Raw genomic sequence first — 16,000 nt, 5'->3', positions numbered from 1 at the left:
CGGGATGTCTGCGCAGGGGCTTCCGTGCGTCGTGCCGGATCGGACGGCGCGGCGGCAACCCGAGGGGATGATCATGAGAAAGCTACATTCCGTGGCGGTCGAGATGGCGATCGTCACGTTGACGATTGTCGTGCTGGCGGGTTGCGGCGGTATGTCTCGTCGCGGAACGGATACCGTGATCGGGGCGGGTGTCGGTGGCGTCGCCGGCGCGGTCCTGACGGGCGGCAGTGCGTTGGGCACGGTGGGCGGCGCGGCCGTCGGCGGCGTTGTCGGCAACCAGGTCGGGAAATAGGCCGGCCGAAGAGTAGGGAATCGGCACGCGCACTCGCCGTCACGGCGAAGCGCGCGCGGATACGTGCGTGACCCGGAGTGCGACCGGTATGTCGGCACTTCTCCTGAACGGTGAACTGAGGCTGTCCTGGTGGCAGCTTGCGGGGGGGCGTGTTCGCGCTCACGCATGTCACCATCATCAGCGTGACCGTGTAACTGCACCGCTGTCAGGCGCATCGGGCGCTGGATCTGCGCCCGTGCGCGAGCCACTTCTTCCGGTTCGGCTGTGGTTGACGACCGGCATGCTGACCATGCAGTGGGTCGCGGTGCATCGCAAGCATCACGCGAGGAGCGAGACCCCGGAGGATCCGCATAGCCCGCGAACCCGTGGCCTCGCGACCGTGCTGCTTCGCGGCGCGGAACTGTACCGGGAGGAAGTGTGGAACGAGGAAACGCTGCTCCGGTATGGATCGGGTACGCCGGACGACTGGCTCGAACGCCACGTCTATGCCCGCTATCCGAATCTCGGCGTCGGTCTGCTCGCCGTGATCGACGTCGGGCTGTTCGGGCTCCCTGGCGTGGCGGCATGGGCGATCCAGATGATGTGGATTCCGTTCTGGGCCGGCGGCGTGATCAACGGTTGCGGCCACTTCAGCGGTTACCGGAATTTTGCGACGCCCGATGCGAGCACCAACCTTTTCCCGCTGGGCATCCTGATCGGCGGGGAAGAACAGCATAACAATCACCACGCATACGTGACGTCCGCCAGGCTGTCGAACCGATGGTTCGAGTTCGACATCGGCTGGCTGTACATCCGCCTGCTGGCGGCGTTCAGACTGGCGACCGTTCGGCGCGTCGCAAGCGCCGCTCATCTCGCCCGATTGTCTGGACGCGAATAACGCCACTTGCTCGCATTGGAATTGATGCCGGCATCCTGGCGGATGCGCTTTTCGGCGCGTTCGACGTCGGCACGGGCCAGATCATCCCGCTGCTTTTGCCGGGTCGCGTCATCGCGCCGATCGATCGAGGCGCCTGTGTGATATTTCATGGACTGCTCCTGAGTGAGGTGTGCTCGCGTCGCGAGACGCCGCGTCGAGCCGGTTGCGGCGGTCGGATCAGATCGCCGCAGGGGCGATCTTGCCGTCCACGATGTCCTTGCCGAATTGCATCGCCGGTTCGAGTGAGAGCGCCGCCGTTTGCGGAGCGCCGTGCTCGAAAATGGTCGAGTAACGCGGTGCCGTTGCTGAGGTCGCCGGAATCGTGGCGATGCGCACGATTGAAGCGAAACGCTTCGGGCCGGGGGCGTGGGGGTCGCCGAACGGCGGGAAAAGCATTTGTGAATAGACGCGGAGTTCACGTCCGCGATATTCGAGAGTGGGGATGGTCATGATTTGCTCCTGACAGAGCAACCGTTGGCGCCGAAGGATTCAAGGGCGCCGATGCCTTGACAACAAACCGGCAGGTATCTTCAGTGTGCGCGCTTGACGGTGGTTTCGCAATAACAATATCGGATGCCGAATCATATTTTCAATGCGGGTCAATCACCGGGTTGCGGTGCAGTTGCGGAAGAATCCGCTTCCAAATAGTCGATACCGTACAGACCAACGCGTGTCGTCCGGTTCACGATGAACTCAACACCGAGGAGGCCGCCATGTGCATCCCACTTTCACCCGAGGTCGTGGAGACCCTCAAATCGCTTGATCGGGTTCCCGATTCCCAGGCCGATATTCCACGCGCCATAGCCGATGAACTGCTGACCCACGGGCTTGCATACGAGTCGCGCACCGGCGGCTCGATCAACATGACGGCCGCAGGCCGGCTGTGGCTGAATCGGTGTGCGGATTAGCGCGCATGCGTTGACCGGGCGGGAGCGGGGTTTTGTCCTGTACAACGATCCATGGACCCATGAGGCAATGATGAAAAGCCAAACTACACGATGGTTTACGCTGAACCGATACGCACCTGTTCGCGACGGATGGTATGAGGTGCGACTGGTGAGCGGCGACGCGGCGTTTGCGAAGTTCGGCGACGGCGAATGGACCGAAAAGCCGGTGCTCACCTTTACACGCTGGCGAGGCTTGTGCTCCGATCCGGCCAAGTCGGGCGACCAGGAGACGATTGCCGCGGATGCGACCGCTGCGAAAGGTGTCCGCGATGCGTGGGACGCGTTCTTTCCCGGCGTGGGAGACGAGCAGCACAAACCACTTGCCGCCGCGCATAGCGGCCGCCCTCGACGCATTGCGGCATTGTGATGGTCAGTCGGGAAACGGGTATCGCCGGATGTTGCCGGCACGCGCCGTCAACATCCGGTGAATCCGCATCACGTTGCCCGATCGCGCGGCGCTACAGAACCGTTCGCGCGAACACCCTACGGCCGCTTCTTGAACTGCTCTTTCGCGTCACCGAATGACGCTTGCGTCTTTCCGATGACCTGCTCGACCTTGCCCTGCATTATGGTCGATCGATTTCCCATGACCTTTCCGACCATTGCCTTGAGTCTGCCTTTCGCTTCCGCGATGCGACCTCTCATCTGATCCCTGTTCATCACGCTGCTCCTTGACATTGGTCGCCTGTTTTACCGGTGCGAAACCCTGAACCGTCGAAGCGTCGGATCGGGCGCTTTAGCGTGAAACAATCAGGAGGCCAGAACACATGCTGCGCGTCGTCGTGAAGGAAGTCGGTACGATGCCGTACGTGAATCGGCGCAGGCGCACCGTCGAATGCACGCGTGCGGCGATCGTGGCAATTGCCGCGAAGAAAGGGTGTGCCGGTTGTCTGGTTTTTCATTCTTGGTACGCTTTCGTACCGCATTCGTATTCGTCTGTGTGTAGTATCAGGGACATCCTCGAACCCCTTGGGGCGAACCGCGCAGCGACGAACATTTCCATTGAGTACGCCGGGATCGCTCCTTGCTATCGGTTTCGTGGTACCGGGATGCACGACGACCGTTACATCCGACGCCGGTGGCCAGATCGACACACGCCACATCATCGACGCAGGCGTCGACTCGACCCTTGCGCGTCCTTACACGACCGCCAAAGGCTCGCATGTCACCCGGCCCAAGTCGCTGTAACGAGCGGCGGAGGCAGGGTGGCTTCAAATTCATGTGTTGTTTTCAATCTTGCGGAGGGAGTATGCACATCCTCACGACTGCGGGCCCACTGGTTTCGCTGATTGCAGGCATACTGATTCTTGTAGTGCCCCGTCTGTTGAACTATATCGTTGCGATCTACCTGATCGTCATCGGGTTGCTCGGGCTGTTCGGCGGACACATCCACTGAACCGGGCCCCAACCCAGAAAAAGCAGACGACGAAACTCGCGGGCGGCACCCGCGATCGTCGACCCGTTGCCGTTGACAGGTCCGCACGGCGTCGACGGAAGAACGATGTGCCGCGACGTTCGCGATGACGCGCGCGCGTCCTCCGGTACGCTGCCGGACAGACTCCACGCCCGCGTCCATCTACCGTGATATCGAAAGCGTCGATGCACGTCCCGAACCGGGTGCATCGAGCATGAGTCCTGCATCAAGAAGCAGGACGATTGACGCCCGGGGTGCGCCTCAATCGAAATGCAGCACCGCCAATATCGACGCGACAGGCGACGAACGGCGGATGCGCGCGCCGACGCGGGAGCGCATGTAAGCGTATCGACGTCAAGACGGCAACATCGGTTCGAATGCATTCGGCCGGGCCGTCGGTGCGCACGCATCGCGACATGACCAGCCGGATTGATCGAGGAGAGACGACATGTCACTGGGACTTCTTCTACTGATCGTTGTCGTGCTGCTGATGGTTGGGGCGATCCCGACCTGGCGCTACAGCAATGGCTGGGGTTATGGTCCAAGCGGATTGCTGGGCTTGGTGTTGATCGTGTTACTCATCATGATGCTGCTGGGCAGACTGTGACGCGGGACATCATTGACGCTGCAGGGTCATGGAAAGACGGCAGCCCGGCACCTCGAGTGTCGGGTGTGGCGCCGCGCCGCACCGTTCGACTCCCGCACGCATTGCGCCACTGCGCACGCGCGGGATCTCACGCAAAGCGGCGCATGAGCGGCGCGGCTGAAATGCCGTGCAGCACGATCGACACGGCGACGATGGCCAGTACCCACGGCACCAGCGGCAACAATTCCGTGCGCGGCCCTTGCTCGAGGGCCAGCATCAGGTAATACAGCGAACCCACGCCGCGAATGCCGAACCAGCTGATCAACCGGCGCTGGTGGCGCGACGCACGGGAGCCGATCAGCGCGAGCTGGGTGGTGGCCGGCCGGATGACGAACAGCAGTGCCGCGACCACGGCCACGCTCGTCCAGGAGAGCATGTCGGCCCAATAGCGGGAGACAAGCGCACCGATCAGCAGGATCAGCACGGCTTCGGCGATGTGTTCCAGTTCGGACGTGAATCCCATGACAGATTCCGCGACGAACGCATGGGCTTTGTCGGGATCGGTGGCGGTGGCCTCGACATCCTCGCTGTCCACGACGCCGACCGTCTCTTTCGACGTCTTCCGGCCGCTCGTGCGATGCTCGACGCGCCGCATCGCGACGCCCGCGGCGAACACGGCCAGGAACCCGTAGCCATGAATGGCGAGCGCCACGCCATACGACAGCATGATCAGGCCCAGCGCGAAGAACCCTTCGAGGCCGAGTGCCTGCCCGTGCCGGCTGCGCAGGAATGCGACGAGCCGGGCAGTGGCGAAGCCGAGCATCCAGCCGGCGCCCACCCCGGAGGCGATGCCCCATGCAACGGCGCCGACCATGCTCCAGTGAAGCTCCGATGTCGTGCCGGAACCGCACAAAAGCAGGCCGAGCACCGCGCACGGGTAGGCCGTGCCGTCGTTGATCCCGCCTTCTCCGGACAACGAAAAACGCACCAGTTCGACGTCACCCGCGTCGCGCACGCCGACGTCATGAGCGAGCACGGGATCCGTCGGCGCGATCATCGCGCCCAGCAGTACCGCGACGCCGAGACTCAAATGCAGCGCCAGCATGCCGAGCGCGGCGATCGCCGTGACGGTGAAGATCATCGCGACGACGCCAAGCCGCAGCGGCAGCATCCAGCGGCGATCGGCGGGCGGGACACGCAGCCTGAGGCCGATCGCGAACAGCGAGATCAGCAGGCCGATTTCGGCAGCGATGCGCAAATGCGTGACGTCGTCCGGCAATGTCAGCGACAGGACGCCGGTGCCGGCCGGTCCGATCAGAACGCCGATCCCGAGATACACCATGGCCGCGCTCAGCGGCAGGCGCTTGAGCGACGATCCGATGAGTCCCATGAAAATCAGCAGGGCCCCGAAGATGAGGCATCCAATCGTTTCGGTCACTTTGAATGTCCTGCATGGATAACGTCGCGTTCGCCGCGCGGCGAGCCCGGGTCGCTATGCGGCGCCGTGGCAACTGCACGCGGCACGCTCGGGACGGCACACACTGGACCGGACGTCGATGCCACGCGTTCGTCGCACACTATCGCGCCGGTCGTACCACCTTCGCAGCGAGCCGATCTGGCGTCTGTCCGATGGCGGACAAAGAACCGGGCGCAACCGTCGCGATCGAAATGACGCGTGGCCGCGGCGAATGCGTCCGGGAAGGCGCGGCCAAAGCGGCTGGCACGCGATGCATACGCGATGTATGGTAGCGGGCAAAGCGGTGCCGTGCATCGTCATGGACCGTTCGCCGATCCTCACGACAACCGGAGCGTGGCCCGGGCCCGTACCGCAATCGAGGGCGCGCTACGTTCACTTGAACGACTCATCGCACGCGTCACGCTCGGTGAGCCGTCTCCTTGGGCCTTCTGGCGAATACGGCTGGAATCGATTCAGGAACACGGCGTCGCGGCGTCCTCGCCGACAGTGAGGCTGGCCGAGCGGACCGATCGCCTTTTCGACACCCGGCGCGTGCGGCCGCGTTCCGGATGGCAGCTCGCCGCTTTCTGCACCGCATCGATCGACAGGATGCGCAGCGTAGCCATGCAGAGCGCATCGAGTAGCGAATCTTCGGTTGTCGGGAAACAGGTTGAGCTCATACAGGTTCTCCCTGGCGTCCGGTCACGCCATATCCCGCATGGGATCGGGTTGCGTCGGCCGCCCCTCGCGAAGGTCTGCGTTATCGGTCTGCGTTCCAGTAGCCATGCTTACCGTAGAACTCATGCAGCTCGATTTCGTAGCTTCGATGAACGAGCTGTGAATCGTCGTATAGAGGGCTCCGGCGGATTGCGTCGCGCGTGAGCGTGGTCGATACCGTTTCCGTTGACCAGTCCACGTGGTCGAGCCAGTGGGTCGCGATCAGCACCTCCTTGCCGGTCGACCACCAGCTCGACGTGTCGATCGCCAGGTAGCGGATCACCCACGCTTCCTCGTCGTAAATGAAGTCCGACACGTGGCCGATATGTCCGTCCGCGGCTTCGAGCCGATATCTATCGACCTCGCCGGTGCTATGCAAATGCGTATCCGCCGGTGCGCTGGGCGGCGCGGTGCCCGAGAAAAGCGGATCGCCCGCTTCAGGATCCTGCAACGGCCCGGCGGGATCGAAAGCCGGGTACGCGCCCATTCCCCAAAGGTTCGGGCCGCCCCAGTAAGTCGGGTAGTTGTAGTAACGCAGGATCTCGATTTCGTGCTGGCGGGATACCGGCTTGTGCGTGTCCAGATTCGGGCTATCTCTCACTTGCTGTTGCGTCAGGCTGACATATAGTGTGCGGAATTCGGCATGTGTGACGGAATACGGCGAGATCAGCACCTGCCTGTCGTGTAGCCAGTCGCCCGTCTCGACGACGAGGTAACGGATGCACCAGTTGTCATCGTCGAAGTACGCCTCGCGGATGTGCCCGATATCGCCGTTCTTCGCTCGAACTGTGTCTCCGTGCAACTTTCGGATGCTTCGCAACATGATGTCCTCGCCAGAGCGATGCTCGGCGCCTCGGTAATCCTGCTGACATGCCTGCCATGCGGTGGCATCCAGCCGTTCGTCCGCTGATGCGGAGCGTTTCTTGCCGAGCGCGTCCCCTCGGATGGCCGGCATATCTGAAACGCTACACGCGACGAATGGCCGATGCGGTACGAAACCGTACAAAGTGCGAGCGGGGGCAATCGGGCGGCCAATCTACAGGCATGTCGCGACATCCAACCGGACGCTATCATGAGGATAGCGAAGAAGTTTGAGTTGACACGTTGATAAGCCGCCGGGCCTCGTTGGGTCAGCGGCGAATTCGGTCAGGTGGCATAGCTCTACGCGCGACGCGCAGTCTCAGTCTGTCCGATGCCGACGGTTTATCGGTGCGCGTGATGAGTGGAACCGGAGCGGCCCCCGAGCGTGCGCGGACCAGCATGCGTGTTTGTCAGCGCGGCCCGGCGGAGTCGAGGTCCCGGTCGATGCGATGGCAATGCGAAGCCGCGAGCGTGTTCGTGCCGCGGTGTCCGGTGTGTTTCGGCGAAACATGCGCGTGCCCGGCGGAATATTCAGTTCGGGCCTATGCTGGCATTGTGACCGGCGGCATTCCACGCTGGCGTGCGCCAGCACGCAGCCCGTCGAATCCGGGCCAGCCTCGTCCGGCACTCAGCTCCACGGAGGTGGATATGCGCAGCAGGTATCGAGAGCAGCATACGAACGGCGGCAAGAGCGAACGCAATGTCGACGAAGCGGTCGAGGGGACTTTCCCCGCCAGTGATCCGCCGTCGATCGGCGGTGTCACCAGGATGATTTCCCGACCGGCCCATCGAAAGCATCACCGGAAGTCGCCCCACATCAAGCACCGTTAGCGCAGGTTGCTCGGCGCGGGTCGGCGCGTTGCATGACCGGAATACTGGGCAGCCTGAAGGTAGCTGATCCGTCTCGTCGAGCGCGCGACGGTGTCGATCCTCCGGTTTCGCGCCTTCGGGAGCGTCACGGAAATCTGCGGTGCAGTAGCGGCTAGAGTCGCTTCAGATCGGGAAGCAGGCGATCGAATTCGCGTTTGACCACCCCATAGCATTCGCACACGCGCTTTTCGAGTCCGGGGCGGTCCAGCACTTCGATATGGCCGTAGTTGTAGCGGATGAGGCCTGCGTCTTGCAGCTTCAATGCCGCTTCCGTTACGCCCGACCTGCGCACGCCCAGCATGTTGGCGATCAGCTCCTGCGTCATGCGCAGCTGGTTCGAAGGCAGGCGGTCGAGACTGAGCAGCAGCCAGCGGCACAGTTGCTGATCGATCGAGTGATGCCGGTTGCACACCGCGGTCTGGGCCATCTGCGTGATGAGCGCCTGGGTATAGCGCAACAACAGGCGTTGCATCGCATTGCCCCGCGCTTTGTACTACGGCGCGGCTCGGCGTCGTTTCGCCGCCCATGAACAGCGACACGCCGATCATGCCCTCGTGGCCGACGATCGCGATTTCAGCGGAAGAGCCGTCCTCCATCACATACAGCAGGGAAACGATCGACGTGGTCGGAAAATAGACGTGATGAAGCTGGCCACCCGATTCGTACAGCACGTTTCCCAACGGCATGTCGACAAGGGTCAGGTGAGCGGCGAGGTGAGCGCGTTCATCGTCTGGCAGCGCGGCAAGCAGTTGATTTTCGGTAATGGGCGGGTTGTCCTGCATGCGTGGCTCCTGCGCTCGCGCGCGGCTGACGATGGAGCATCCGGCCGATATGGGCGCAGCGGGAATGGGCGGGACGGGCAATCATCATACTTTACCGATCCGACGACCGGACAGGGTGGTGGCGACAATGCGTCCTTTTTCGATGAGTTCGGAATGACCGTTCGAATGCGAATCTACCTTCAAGAATTATAGTGTCGGCACATGTCGCATCAACGTGGGCGCGCTCGATACGGAACCGATATTCCACTGCGCGATTTGCGGGAAATCGTGGTCGCGATGCGTGCGCAGCGTCGATCGCGGAAGATGCGCGACGATGACTCGGGGGCGTCGGTATTCAGCGTTGAGGTGGGGAGGGAGGTCGAGGCGGTGGATCTAATCGAGGCGCGCGAAGGCGGAGGGAACGCGAGGCACCGGCTATATCATGCCGGTTACGAATGGCATTGAAAGTCTGACGATGCAACTGCGCAAGATCATCAGGACGCGTGGTCACTTCCCGAATGATGAGGCGACGGCGAGCGACCTCCGATTGACGGAATGCCCGCAAGCGGGGCGCTTCATTTCCGGCGCCGCAGCCGACTTAGAAGCTTGAGCGCGACCATGTCAGCATCGTTGTTCATCATCTCCGCGCGCAGCAGCAAACCGCCGACACGAACGGCCTCATCCCAACTCGCCTCCGACATCGTCTGGTGATTGGTGGCCAGTTGCTCGGCAAGAGCAAGCAGCGCCGTCATCGTTCCCGGCTCGCCGGACGTTCGGCACTCTTCATGCCCTGCAACTAGCTGGAATAGAGCAAGAATTGATTCGGCAGTGATGGGAGGGGCGGCCATACGATCCTTATACGCCCTTTGCCCTTGCCGGGCGAACTTTCAGGTCTGGCCCTTGAGCTCGCCTAGTATCGCCGCGCGTACCCTTCTCGATACAGCGTCGCACCGATAGACGTCAGCAGGGCGATGTCGTCCTCGCCCAATGTGTTCCATGCCCCGGCCAGCCAACCAGCAAAGCCTGCGCAGGCGTGGTCCATGTCGACCATCGCTCTTCCTTCGGCGTTCAGTTGTTCGAAAACAGCGATCACATCGTGGGGAGTCATGAAGTGCTCCTGATGAGCTTTCAGCATACACGCTACGCCGTCCGGCGCCACCTAAATCGGCGACGCTGTTGATGTCCACGCTGAATTGACCCACCGGGGATGCGGTATGCACATGAACAAATGTGGGCGTCGAAGCGATGTGTCGTCACGACCTGTACGTCATTCGCGATTGCCATCCGTGGGGAGGCCGCCAACATGTTGAAACGGCACTCGCCGTGCTTGGTGAATCACACCGGCAGGTTTACACGCCAGCGCCGGCTGATGCGGACATTCATGCAGCGGTAGACGATGGCCGATGCGATGCAGCGGTGAGTTCTCCGTCGGAGCGGAAGGATTGACGCTTCTTGATCGGTATTCGCGATGCAAGGGCAGGTAATGCGGTTCGCGGCGAATGAATCCTGTCCGGGAACACGGCCCATTTCGCGATCGGCGAAAACTTGATCGGTGAAAGCACTGAATCCGCCCCGATTATTTCGCCGCTATAGTCGAAGCACGAACGGCAGTCGCGTGCGCCATGCGCCGCCACCGTTCAGGTAACGACTGTAGACGGATGCTGTATGAAAAACACAATCGAAAAGACCGCCGGACCTGTGTGGGGTGTAGCGGCAGGCGTACTCCTGGCTGCCGCGGGACTGAGTCTCGGCATTTTCCCGGAATCGCTGAACAGCATGGGAACCGCAAACGACTTCATGGCATCCGGCATCGCAATGCTGGGGATCTTCCTCGTCGTCTATTCCACGCACGAACTACGACGAAAGCGCCTGAACTGAGCGTCGGGGCACCGTCTCCGCGCCGAACGCTCCAGGCCGCCCGCCGGCTCAGGAATGCGCGCGCCCGTCTGCGGAGCCGGAATCGACCAGCAGGTCGTCGACGATGATTTCGCCGGCCGCCCGGCCCGCGCGCAACGCGTTGAGGGTGTCGCCGAACAGGCGGCCGCCATCGTCGCCGAGCCGGACCGGCGCCAGCAGGCGCGGCGCGCAGCCGGCCGCGCGAACCTGCACGACCGCCACGAATCCGAACCGAAGCGTGGCGGGTGGCGGCGCGTGGTCGCGCGGTTCGTCGAGCCGGAATTCGCAGCGGACATCGATGGTGTATCCGCGGTAGGTGTACGCACTGTTCATCTGCAGCTCGCTCGGAAGGGAACGCGACGACGGACCGTGGGCGCATGATATCGGCTCGTGCGCGCCGGTGGGGGTGGGGCGTCTACCTACTTGAGGATTTCGTGCCGGTAGACGAGCTCGACGATGCGCTTCGTCGGGATGCTCGCGCGCAGCGCATCGACGTTGTCGACACGAAACCACTTGCACTTCTCGATCTCGTTGCCTGCCTGGGGCGTATGCTCCGGGCCGACTTCCGCGAAGAACACGTGGTGCACCTTCGCGAGCCCGGTGAACTGCATCGAATAGACGAGGTTCTGGCCGATGATGCCGGTTTCTTCCAGCAATTCCCGATGTGCAGCCTCGAGCGGCGTTTCGCTGCGCTTGATCGTGCCGCCGGGCAACGCCCAGCGCGACGATACGCGCGCAACGAGCAAGACCTGTTCTTCGCGGTAGCAGACGATGGTCGCGCGTTCCTTGACGGGAACCGCACTGGCTTCCGGCGTATTCGTGGGGACGAGAGCTTGAGGCATGACCCGATTCTAGCGAGAGTCGGGCGCCCGTCCAAGCCGGAGCCGCCGAGCGCGACGCGGCCCGTCGGTCGGGCCGCGTTGCGATGGAATCCGTCGCGTTACTTCTGTTCGGGCAAGAACCAGTTCATCACGAGCGCGCAGATGCCGCCCGTCGCGACGCCCGATTCCAGCACGTTCTTCAGTGCATGCGGCAGGCTGTTCAGGATATCCGGCACTTGCGATACGCCGAGGCCGAGCGCGAGCGACACCGCGATGATGAGCAGCGCGCGGCGATCGAGCTGGATGCCGGACAGGATGTTGATGCCCGATGCGGCCACCGCGCCGAACATCACCATCGCCGCACCGCCGAGCACGGGCTCGGGTACGGCCTGCAGCGCGCCCGCGACGACTGGGAACAGGCCGAGCACCACGAGCATGCCCGCGATCCAGATGCCGACGTAGCGGCTCGCCACGCCGGTAATCTGGATCACGCCGTTGTTCTGCGCGAACACGGAGCTCGGGAACGTGTTGAACACGCCGGCCAGCAGCGAGTTCGCGCCGTTCACGAGCACGCCGCCCTTGATCCGCTGCATCCACACCGGCCCCTCGACCGGCTCCTTCGAGATCTTGCTCGTGGCGGTGACGTCGCCGATCGCCTCGAGCGACGTGACGAGGTAGATGATCAGCATCGGCACGAACAGCGACCACGAGAAACCGATGCCGAAGTGCAGCGGCGTCGGCACCTGGAACAGCGCGGCCTGACGCACGCCGGTGAAGTCGAGGCGGCCCAGCACCGCGGCCGCGGCATAGCCGATCACGAGCGCGATCACAAGCGCGGTGCTGCGCACCCACACGATCGGCACGCGGTTCAGCAGGATGATCGTGCCGAGCACGAGGCACGACAGCGTCAGGTTCTGGGCGCTCGCGAACGTGCCGTTGGCCATCGCGCCGTAGCCGCCGCCCATGCTGATCAGGCCGACCTTGATCAGCGTGAGTCCGATCAGCAACACGACGATGCCGGTGACGAGCGGCGTGATCAGGCGCTTGACGAACGGCAGGATGCGCGACACGCCCATCTCGACGAACGAACCGGCGATCACGACGCCGAAGATCGCGGCCATCACGGTCTCGACCGGCGTGCCCTGCTTGACCATCACGCTGCCGCCGGCGATCAGCGGGCCGACGAAGTTGAAGCTGGTGCCCTGCACGATCAGGAGGCCGGCGCCGAGCGGACCAAAGCGCTTGCACTGCACGAAGGTCGCGATACCGGAAATCACCAGCGACATCGACACGATCAGGGTCGTATCGCGGCTCGATACGCCGAGCGCCTGGCAGATCAGCAGGCCGGGCGTGACGATCGGGACGATGATCGCCAGCAGGTGCTGGAGCGCGGCGACGAAGGCGACCATCGGCGCGGGCCGGTCATTGGGGCCATAGACGAGGTCGTGCGACGAATCGGCGTCGTCGGTGCCGTGGGAGGCAGATCGGGCGGGGGAGGCGGGTTGCATGGCGAGCGGGCCGGACAGGATGGAAAGTGCGGCATTTTAGCCGAAGGGCCGGCCGGCGCCCCCCGGCGCGATGCAATGGTCGGGATTCGGAAAAGCGGTGCCGGATCCGTGTCGTCGAGTGCGCGGCACTGCCCCGGTTTGTCAGCGCGTGCGGCCCGGCGGGCGCTCCGTTGCCCGGAAGCCGGGCAACGCGGGAATCCGCTCCGTCATGAACGCCAGGAACGTGCGGGTCCGCAGCGGCAGATACCGACGCGACGCATAGACGAGATGCAGCGCGTGCGGCACGGCCATCTCCCACTTCGGCAGCAGCCGGACGAGCTGTCCGTCGTCGATCAAATCCTGAACGAGCCACGCGGGCGCGCTGCCCACCGCGTGGCCCGCGAGGAAGCATTCGCGCAAGGCGAGCGAACTGTTGACGCGATACCGGCTGCGCACGGGCACGCTGACGGCCTCCGTGCCTCTTTCGAATGCCAGCTCCGTGCCGATGCCGGCGCGCGCGTAGCCGACATGGTCGTGGTTGGCGAGATCTTCGGGGCGGCGGATCCTGGATGCCTGCGCGACATAGCGCGGCGCCGCCACCAGCAGGCGCGGCGAGGTCGCGATGCAGCGCGCGATCGCGTCCGGCGGCAGCGCATGGCCGAGGCGGATCGCGACATCGACGCCTTCCTCGACCAGGTCGATCACGCGATCGGTCAGATGCAGCTCGATCTCGATCTCCGGATACGCCGCGAGGAATTCGAGCACGAGTGCATTCAGGCGCAGTTCGCCGAGCCCCATCGGCGCATTGACGACCAGTTTGCCGACCGGCCGCAGCGTCTGTCCGCGCACGTCGGCGACTGCGCTCGTGTATTCGTCGATCACGCGCTTGCAGCGCTCATAGAAGCGCCGACCTTCGTCGGTCGGTGCGACGCTCGTCGTCGATCGATCGAGCAGGCGCACGCCGAGCGCTTTCTCGAACGCGGCGATGACCTTGCTGATCGTCGGCTGGCCGGTGCCTTCCTCGCGGGCGACCGCCGAGAAATTGCCCAGTTCGACGGCGCGCACGAACAGACGCATGGAACGCAGCGAGTCCACCTTATTCCTCCCGGGCATGAGCCCTATTCGAATTCGTCCTGTTCTGCCTCGCCGGAGCATGACCTAACGTCCGGGAATCTTCAATCCCCGACGAGGAGTCGACATGAACGAGGCAATGCAATCTGCGGCGCTGGACGGCGCGCACGTGGTGGTATTCGGTGCGAGTTCCGGAGTCGGCCTCGCGGCCGCCGCAGCCGTGAAGGCGCGAGGGGCGGCCGTCACGCTGGTCGGCCGCACCGGTGCGACGCTCGCGGCCGCCGCGCAGGCGATCGGCGGTGCGCGTGTCGCGGTCGCGGACATCGCGGACCGGGCTGCCGTGCAGCGCGTCTTCGAACCGATGACGCGCGTCGATCATCTGGTCGTCACGGCCGGACGATTCATCGCGGGCAAGCTGGCCGACGCCGATCCGGACCACCTGCTCGCCGCGCTGCAGGAGCGTATCGCCGGGCCGGTCTATGCGATCCGCGCCGCGTTGCCGCTGATGGCCGAGACCGGCTCGATCGTGCTCACCGGCGGACAGCTGGCGGACCGTCCGTCCGGGCAAGGCACGTCGGTCATCGCGGCCGCCGTGCGCGGCGTCGAGGCGCTGGCCCAGTCGCTTGCGCTGGAGCTCAGGCCGATTCGCGTGAACGTCGTCGCGCCCGGTTTCGTCGACACGCCGCTGTACGACGCATTCGGCCCGCAAGCGCGCGACGCGATCCTCGGCGGGGCCGCGTCGTCGTTGCCGGGCGGCCGCGTCGGTCGCGCCGATGAAGTCGGGGAAGCGATCGCGTTCCTGCTGGGCAACCGCTTCATGAATGCCGAGATTCTGCACATCGACGGGGGCGGCCGGCTGGTGTGAGGCGCGGGTGTTGCGTGCGGATCGTGATGCTTCAGTCGGCGGCGCCGGTTTTCGTGCCGCGCGCCCGTGCGCGCGGTGCGCGGGCCGCCGGATACGCGCGTTTGCACACGTCGATGACGACATCGCGCAGGCGGCGATGCACGGGGTCGTGCTGCATCCGCGGATGCCAGAGCGCGGAGATCAGGATCTCGGGCAGCCGGACCGGTATCGCGAAGCTGCGCAGCCCGAGCGCGTCCACGAGCCCCGGCGTGAATGCGTTGCCGAGGCTCGAGCGCGGCACGAGCGCAATCAGGTCGGTGCCGGCCGCGACGCGCATCGCATCGGGATAGCCGGGCACCACGACCTGAACGATGTGGGCGGGCGCGAGCGTGTCTGCCGGACCGTTCGCCGGCCCGCCGAAGTCGCCGAGCTGCGACGCGATCACATGACGGCAGGCCGCGTAGCGCGCAGGCGTGATCCTGGCCGCCGCGAACAGCGGATGCCCGGCGCGTGCCACCGCGACGTGTCCGTCGTGAAAGAGCTCGCGCGTGTGCAGTTCGGGCGCGTCGTCGCCGCGCTTGCCGATTTCCAGGTCGACCCTGCCGTCGCGCAGCGGCCCCGGATCGCGGTCGAGCCTGGCGACGAAACGCACGCGCACACCGGGTGCGATTTCGCCGATCGCGGCGACCACCGGGCCGGCCAGCATGTCCATGAACGACGCCGCCGCACGGATGGTGAACGTGGACGACAGCGTGGCCATGTCGGGATCGGCCGTGGCCGGACGAAGCACGGCACGGGCATCGCTCGCGATGGCATGCACGCGATCGCGCAACGCCGATGCGTGCGGCGTCGGCACGAGCCGGCGTCCGGCGCGCACGAGCAGCGGGTCGCCCGTGGCGGTGCGCAGCCGCGTGAGCGTGCGGCTCATCGCGGAGGTGCTCAGTCCGAGCCGGCGCGCGGCGCCGGTCACGCTCCCTTCGGTCAGCAGCACGTCGAGCGCGGTGACGAGGTTCAGGTCGATGTCTTCCATCCGGACAGCATACGGCATCGCACGCCATGAC

22 protein-coding genes and 2 pseudogenes are annotated in these 16,000 nt (G+C 64.5%); 10 read left to right on the top strand and 14 right to left on the bottom strand.

The annotated features are described in order from the left end of the window. The first annotated feature begins 67 nt into the window (after positions 1-67). Both WS75_RS03645 and WS75_RS03640 read left to right on the top strand, forming a co-directional pair. Complete coding sequence (locus tag WS75_RS03645) at positions 68-292, top strand: glycine zipper 2TM domain-containing protein (protein WP_174908190.1); 225 nt, start codon at positions 68-70, stop codon at positions 290-292. Between the two features lie 88 nt (positions 293-380). Then, positions 381-1,145, top strand: a pseudogene (locus WS75_RS03640) (DesA family fatty acid desaturase); the annotation flags it as partial. Here WS75_RS03640 and WS75_RS31450 read toward each other — a convergent pair. Together WS75_RS31450 and WS75_RS03635 are read right to left on the bottom strand one after the other, a co-directional pair. Beyond that, the gene (locus WS75_RS31450; protein ID WP_082729483.1) at positions 1,139-1,318 is read right to left on the bottom strand and encodes a hypothetical protein; all 180 of its coding nucleotides are present in this window, start codon (positions 1,316-1,318) and stop codon (positions 1,139-1,141) included. The pseudogene WS75_RS03640 and the gene WS75_RS31450 sit on opposite strands and share 7 nt — an antisense overlap. Positions 1,319-1,385: 67 nt before the next feature. Continuing rightward, the gene (locus WS75_RS03635) at positions 1,386-1,658 is read right to left on the bottom strand and encodes a hypothetical protein (protein ID WP_059679198.1); all 273 of its coding nucleotides are present in this window, start codon (positions 1,656-1,658) and stop codon (positions 1,386-1,388) included. A 263-nt stretch (positions 1,659-1,921) separates the two neighbouring features. Here WS75_RS03635 and WS75_RS03630 point away from each other — a divergent pair, with 263 nt between their 5' ends. Next, on the top strand, positions 1,922-2,116 hold the full coding sequence (locus WS75_RS03630) for a hypothetical protein (RefSeq protein WP_059679296.1): 195 nt from the start codon (positions 1,922-1,924) through the stop codon (positions 2,114-2,116). A gap of 70 nt (positions 2,117-2,186) precedes the next feature. Continuing rightward, complete coding sequence (locus WS75_RS03625) at positions 2,187-2,522, top strand: hypothetical protein (RefSeq protein ID WP_082729495.1); 336 nt, start codon at positions 2,187-2,189, stop codon at positions 2,520-2,522. A 116-nt stretch (positions 2,523-2,638) separates the two neighbouring features. Here the strand turns inward: WS75_RS03625 and WS75_RS03620 are convergent, their stop codons facing one another. Further along, positions 2,639-2,815, bottom strand: coding sequence for a CsbD family protein (locus tag WS75_RS03620; RefSeq protein ID WP_059679295.1), 177 nt, complete (start codon positions 2,813-2,815; stop codon positions 2,639-2,641). Positions 2,816-3,404: 589 nt separating this feature from the next. Between WS75_RS03620 and WS75_RS31440 the strand changes: the two genes are divergently transcribed. Together WS75_RS31440 and WS75_RS31435 are read left to right on the top strand one after the other, a co-directional pair. Next, positions 3,405-3,551, top strand: a complete 147-nt coding sequence (locus tag WS75_RS31440) for a DUF3096 domain-containing protein (protein ID WP_082146180.1) — start codon at positions 3,405-3,407, stop codon at positions 3,549-3,551. 466 nt (positions 3,552-4,017) lie between these two features. After that, positions 4,018-4,176 carry a DUF3309 family protein gene (locus WS75_RS31435; protein WP_082729482.1) on the top strand — a complete coding sequence of 53 codons (159 nt, stop codon included), beginning with the start codon at positions 4,018-4,020 and terminating at the stop codon, positions 4,174-4,176. A 127-nt stretch (positions 4,177-4,303) separates the two neighbouring features. Here WS75_RS31435 and WS75_RS03615 read toward each other — a convergent pair whose 3' ends face one another. The 3 genes from WS75_RS03615 to WS75_RS03610 all read right to left on the bottom strand — a co-directional run bounded on the left by WS75_RS03615 (position 4,304) and on the right by WS75_RS03610 (position 7,151). Continuing rightward, entirely contained in the window at positions 4,304-5,593 is a 1,290-nt protein-coding gene (locus tag WS75_RS03615; protein ID WP_059679196.1) for a cation:proton antiporter, read from the bottom strand. A gap of 491 nt (positions 5,594-6,084) precedes the next feature. Continuing rightward, entirely contained in the window at positions 6,085-6,237 is a 153-nt protein-coding gene (locus WS75_RS34405) for a hypothetical protein (protein WP_179948866.1), read from the bottom strand. A 134-nt stretch (positions 6,238-6,371) separates the two neighbouring features. Then, positions 6,372-7,151 carry a PRC-barrel domain-containing protein gene (locus WS75_RS03610; RefSeq protein WP_059679294.1) on the bottom strand — a complete coding sequence of 260 codons (780 nt, stop codon included), beginning with the start codon at positions 7,149-7,151 and terminating at the stop codon, positions 6,372-6,374. A 686-nt stretch (positions 7,152-7,837) separates the two neighbouring features. Here WS75_RS03610 and WS75_RS34865 point away from each other — a divergent pair. After that, positions 7,838-8,020, top strand: coding sequence for a hypothetical protein (locus WS75_RS34865; RefSeq protein WP_082729494.1), 183 nt, complete (start codon positions 7,838-7,840; stop codon positions 8,018-8,020). A 151-nt stretch (positions 8,021-8,171) separates the two neighbouring features. Here WS75_RS34865 and WS75_RS03605 read toward each other — a convergent pair. Further along, positions 8,172-8,745 (bottom strand): annotated as a pseudogene (locus WS75_RS03605) (Crp/Fnr family transcriptional regulator). Here WS75_RS03605 and WS75_RS34400 point away from each other — a divergent pair. Beyond that, positions 8,701-9,033, top strand: coding sequence for a hypothetical protein (locus tag WS75_RS34400; protein ID WP_257129319.1), 333 nt, complete (start codon positions 8,701-8,703; stop codon positions 9,031-9,033). The pseudogene WS75_RS03605 and the gene WS75_RS34400 sit on opposite strands and share 45 nt — an antisense overlap. Before the next feature lie 362 nt (positions 9,034-9,395). Here WS75_RS34400 and WS75_RS03600 read toward each other — a convergent pair whose 3' ends face one another. Together WS75_RS03600 and WS75_RS03595 are read right to left on the bottom strand one after the other, a co-directional pair. After that, complete coding sequence (locus WS75_RS03600) at positions 9,396-9,668, bottom strand: hypothetical protein (protein WP_059679195.1); 273 nt, start codon at positions 9,666-9,668, stop codon at positions 9,396-9,398. 62 nt (positions 9,669-9,730) lie between these two features. Next, on the bottom strand, positions 9,731-9,928 hold the full coding sequence (locus WS75_RS03595; protein WP_059679293.1) for a hypothetical protein: 198 nt from the start codon (positions 9,926-9,928) through the stop codon (positions 9,731-9,733). A gap of 557 nt (positions 9,929-10,485) precedes the next feature. Here WS75_RS03595 and WS75_RS03590 point away from each other — a divergent pair. After that, positions 10,486-10,698: a hypothetical protein gene (locus tag WS75_RS03590; RefSeq protein WP_059679194.1), complete on the top strand. Its 213-nt coding sequence runs from the start codon at positions 10,486-10,488 to the stop codon at positions 10,696-10,698. Between the two features lie 48 nt (positions 10,699-10,746). Here the strand turns inward: WS75_RS03590 and WS75_RS03585 are convergent, their stop codons facing one another. The 4 genes from WS75_RS03585 to WS75_RS03570 form a co-directional block, all read right to left on the bottom strand. Beyond that, positions 10,747-11,049 (bottom strand): hypothetical protein, encoded by a 303-nt coding sequence (locus WS75_RS03585; RefSeq protein ID WP_059679193.1) that lies wholly within the window; start codon positions 11,047-11,049, stop codon positions 10,747-10,749. An 86-nt stretch (positions 11,050-11,135) separates the two neighbouring features. After that, positions 11,136-11,558, bottom strand: coding sequence for an NUDIX hydrolase (locus tag WS75_RS03580; RefSeq protein ID WP_059679192.1), 423 nt, complete (start codon positions 11,556-11,558; stop codon positions 11,136-11,138). A 98-nt stretch (positions 11,559-11,656) separates the two neighbouring features. Beyond that, the gene (locus WS75_RS03575) at positions 11,657-13,045 is read right to left on the bottom strand and encodes a nucleobase:cation symporter-2 family protein (RefSeq protein WP_059679191.1); all 1,389 of its coding nucleotides are present in this window, start codon (positions 13,043-13,045) and stop codon (positions 11,657-11,659) included. A gap of 141 nt (positions 13,046-13,186) precedes the next feature. Then, entirely contained in the window at positions 13,187-14,119 is a 933-nt protein-coding gene (locus tag WS75_RS03570) for a LysR family transcriptional regulator (protein WP_059679190.1), read from the bottom strand. A 103-nt stretch (positions 14,120-14,222) separates the two neighbouring features. Between WS75_RS03570 and WS75_RS03565 the strand changes: the two genes are divergently transcribed. Further along, the gene (locus tag WS75_RS03565) at positions 14,223-14,960 is read left to right on the top strand and encodes an SDR family oxidoreductase (RefSeq protein ID WP_059679189.1); all 738 of its coding nucleotides are present in this window, start codon (positions 14,223-14,225) and stop codon (positions 14,958-14,960) included. 31 nt (positions 14,961-14,991) lie between these two features. Here WS75_RS03565 and WS75_RS03560 read toward each other — a convergent pair whose 3' ends face one another. Continuing rightward, on the bottom strand, positions 14,992-15,969 hold the full coding sequence (locus tag WS75_RS03560; protein ID WP_059679292.1) for a LysR family transcriptional regulator: 978 nt from the start codon (positions 15,967-15,969) through the stop codon (positions 14,992-14,994). Positions 15,970-16,000: the final 31 nt, after the last annotated feature.

Source organism: Burkholderia sp. FL-7-2-10-S1-D7 (assembly GCF_001524185.1).
Classification (GTDB): Bacteria; Pseudomonadota; Gammaproteobacteria; order Burkholderiales; family Burkholderiaceae; genus Burkholderia; species Burkholderia diffusa.
Note: the sequence above shows the minus strand (reverse complement) of the source record. Positions and strands in the feature narration are given on the sequence as shown.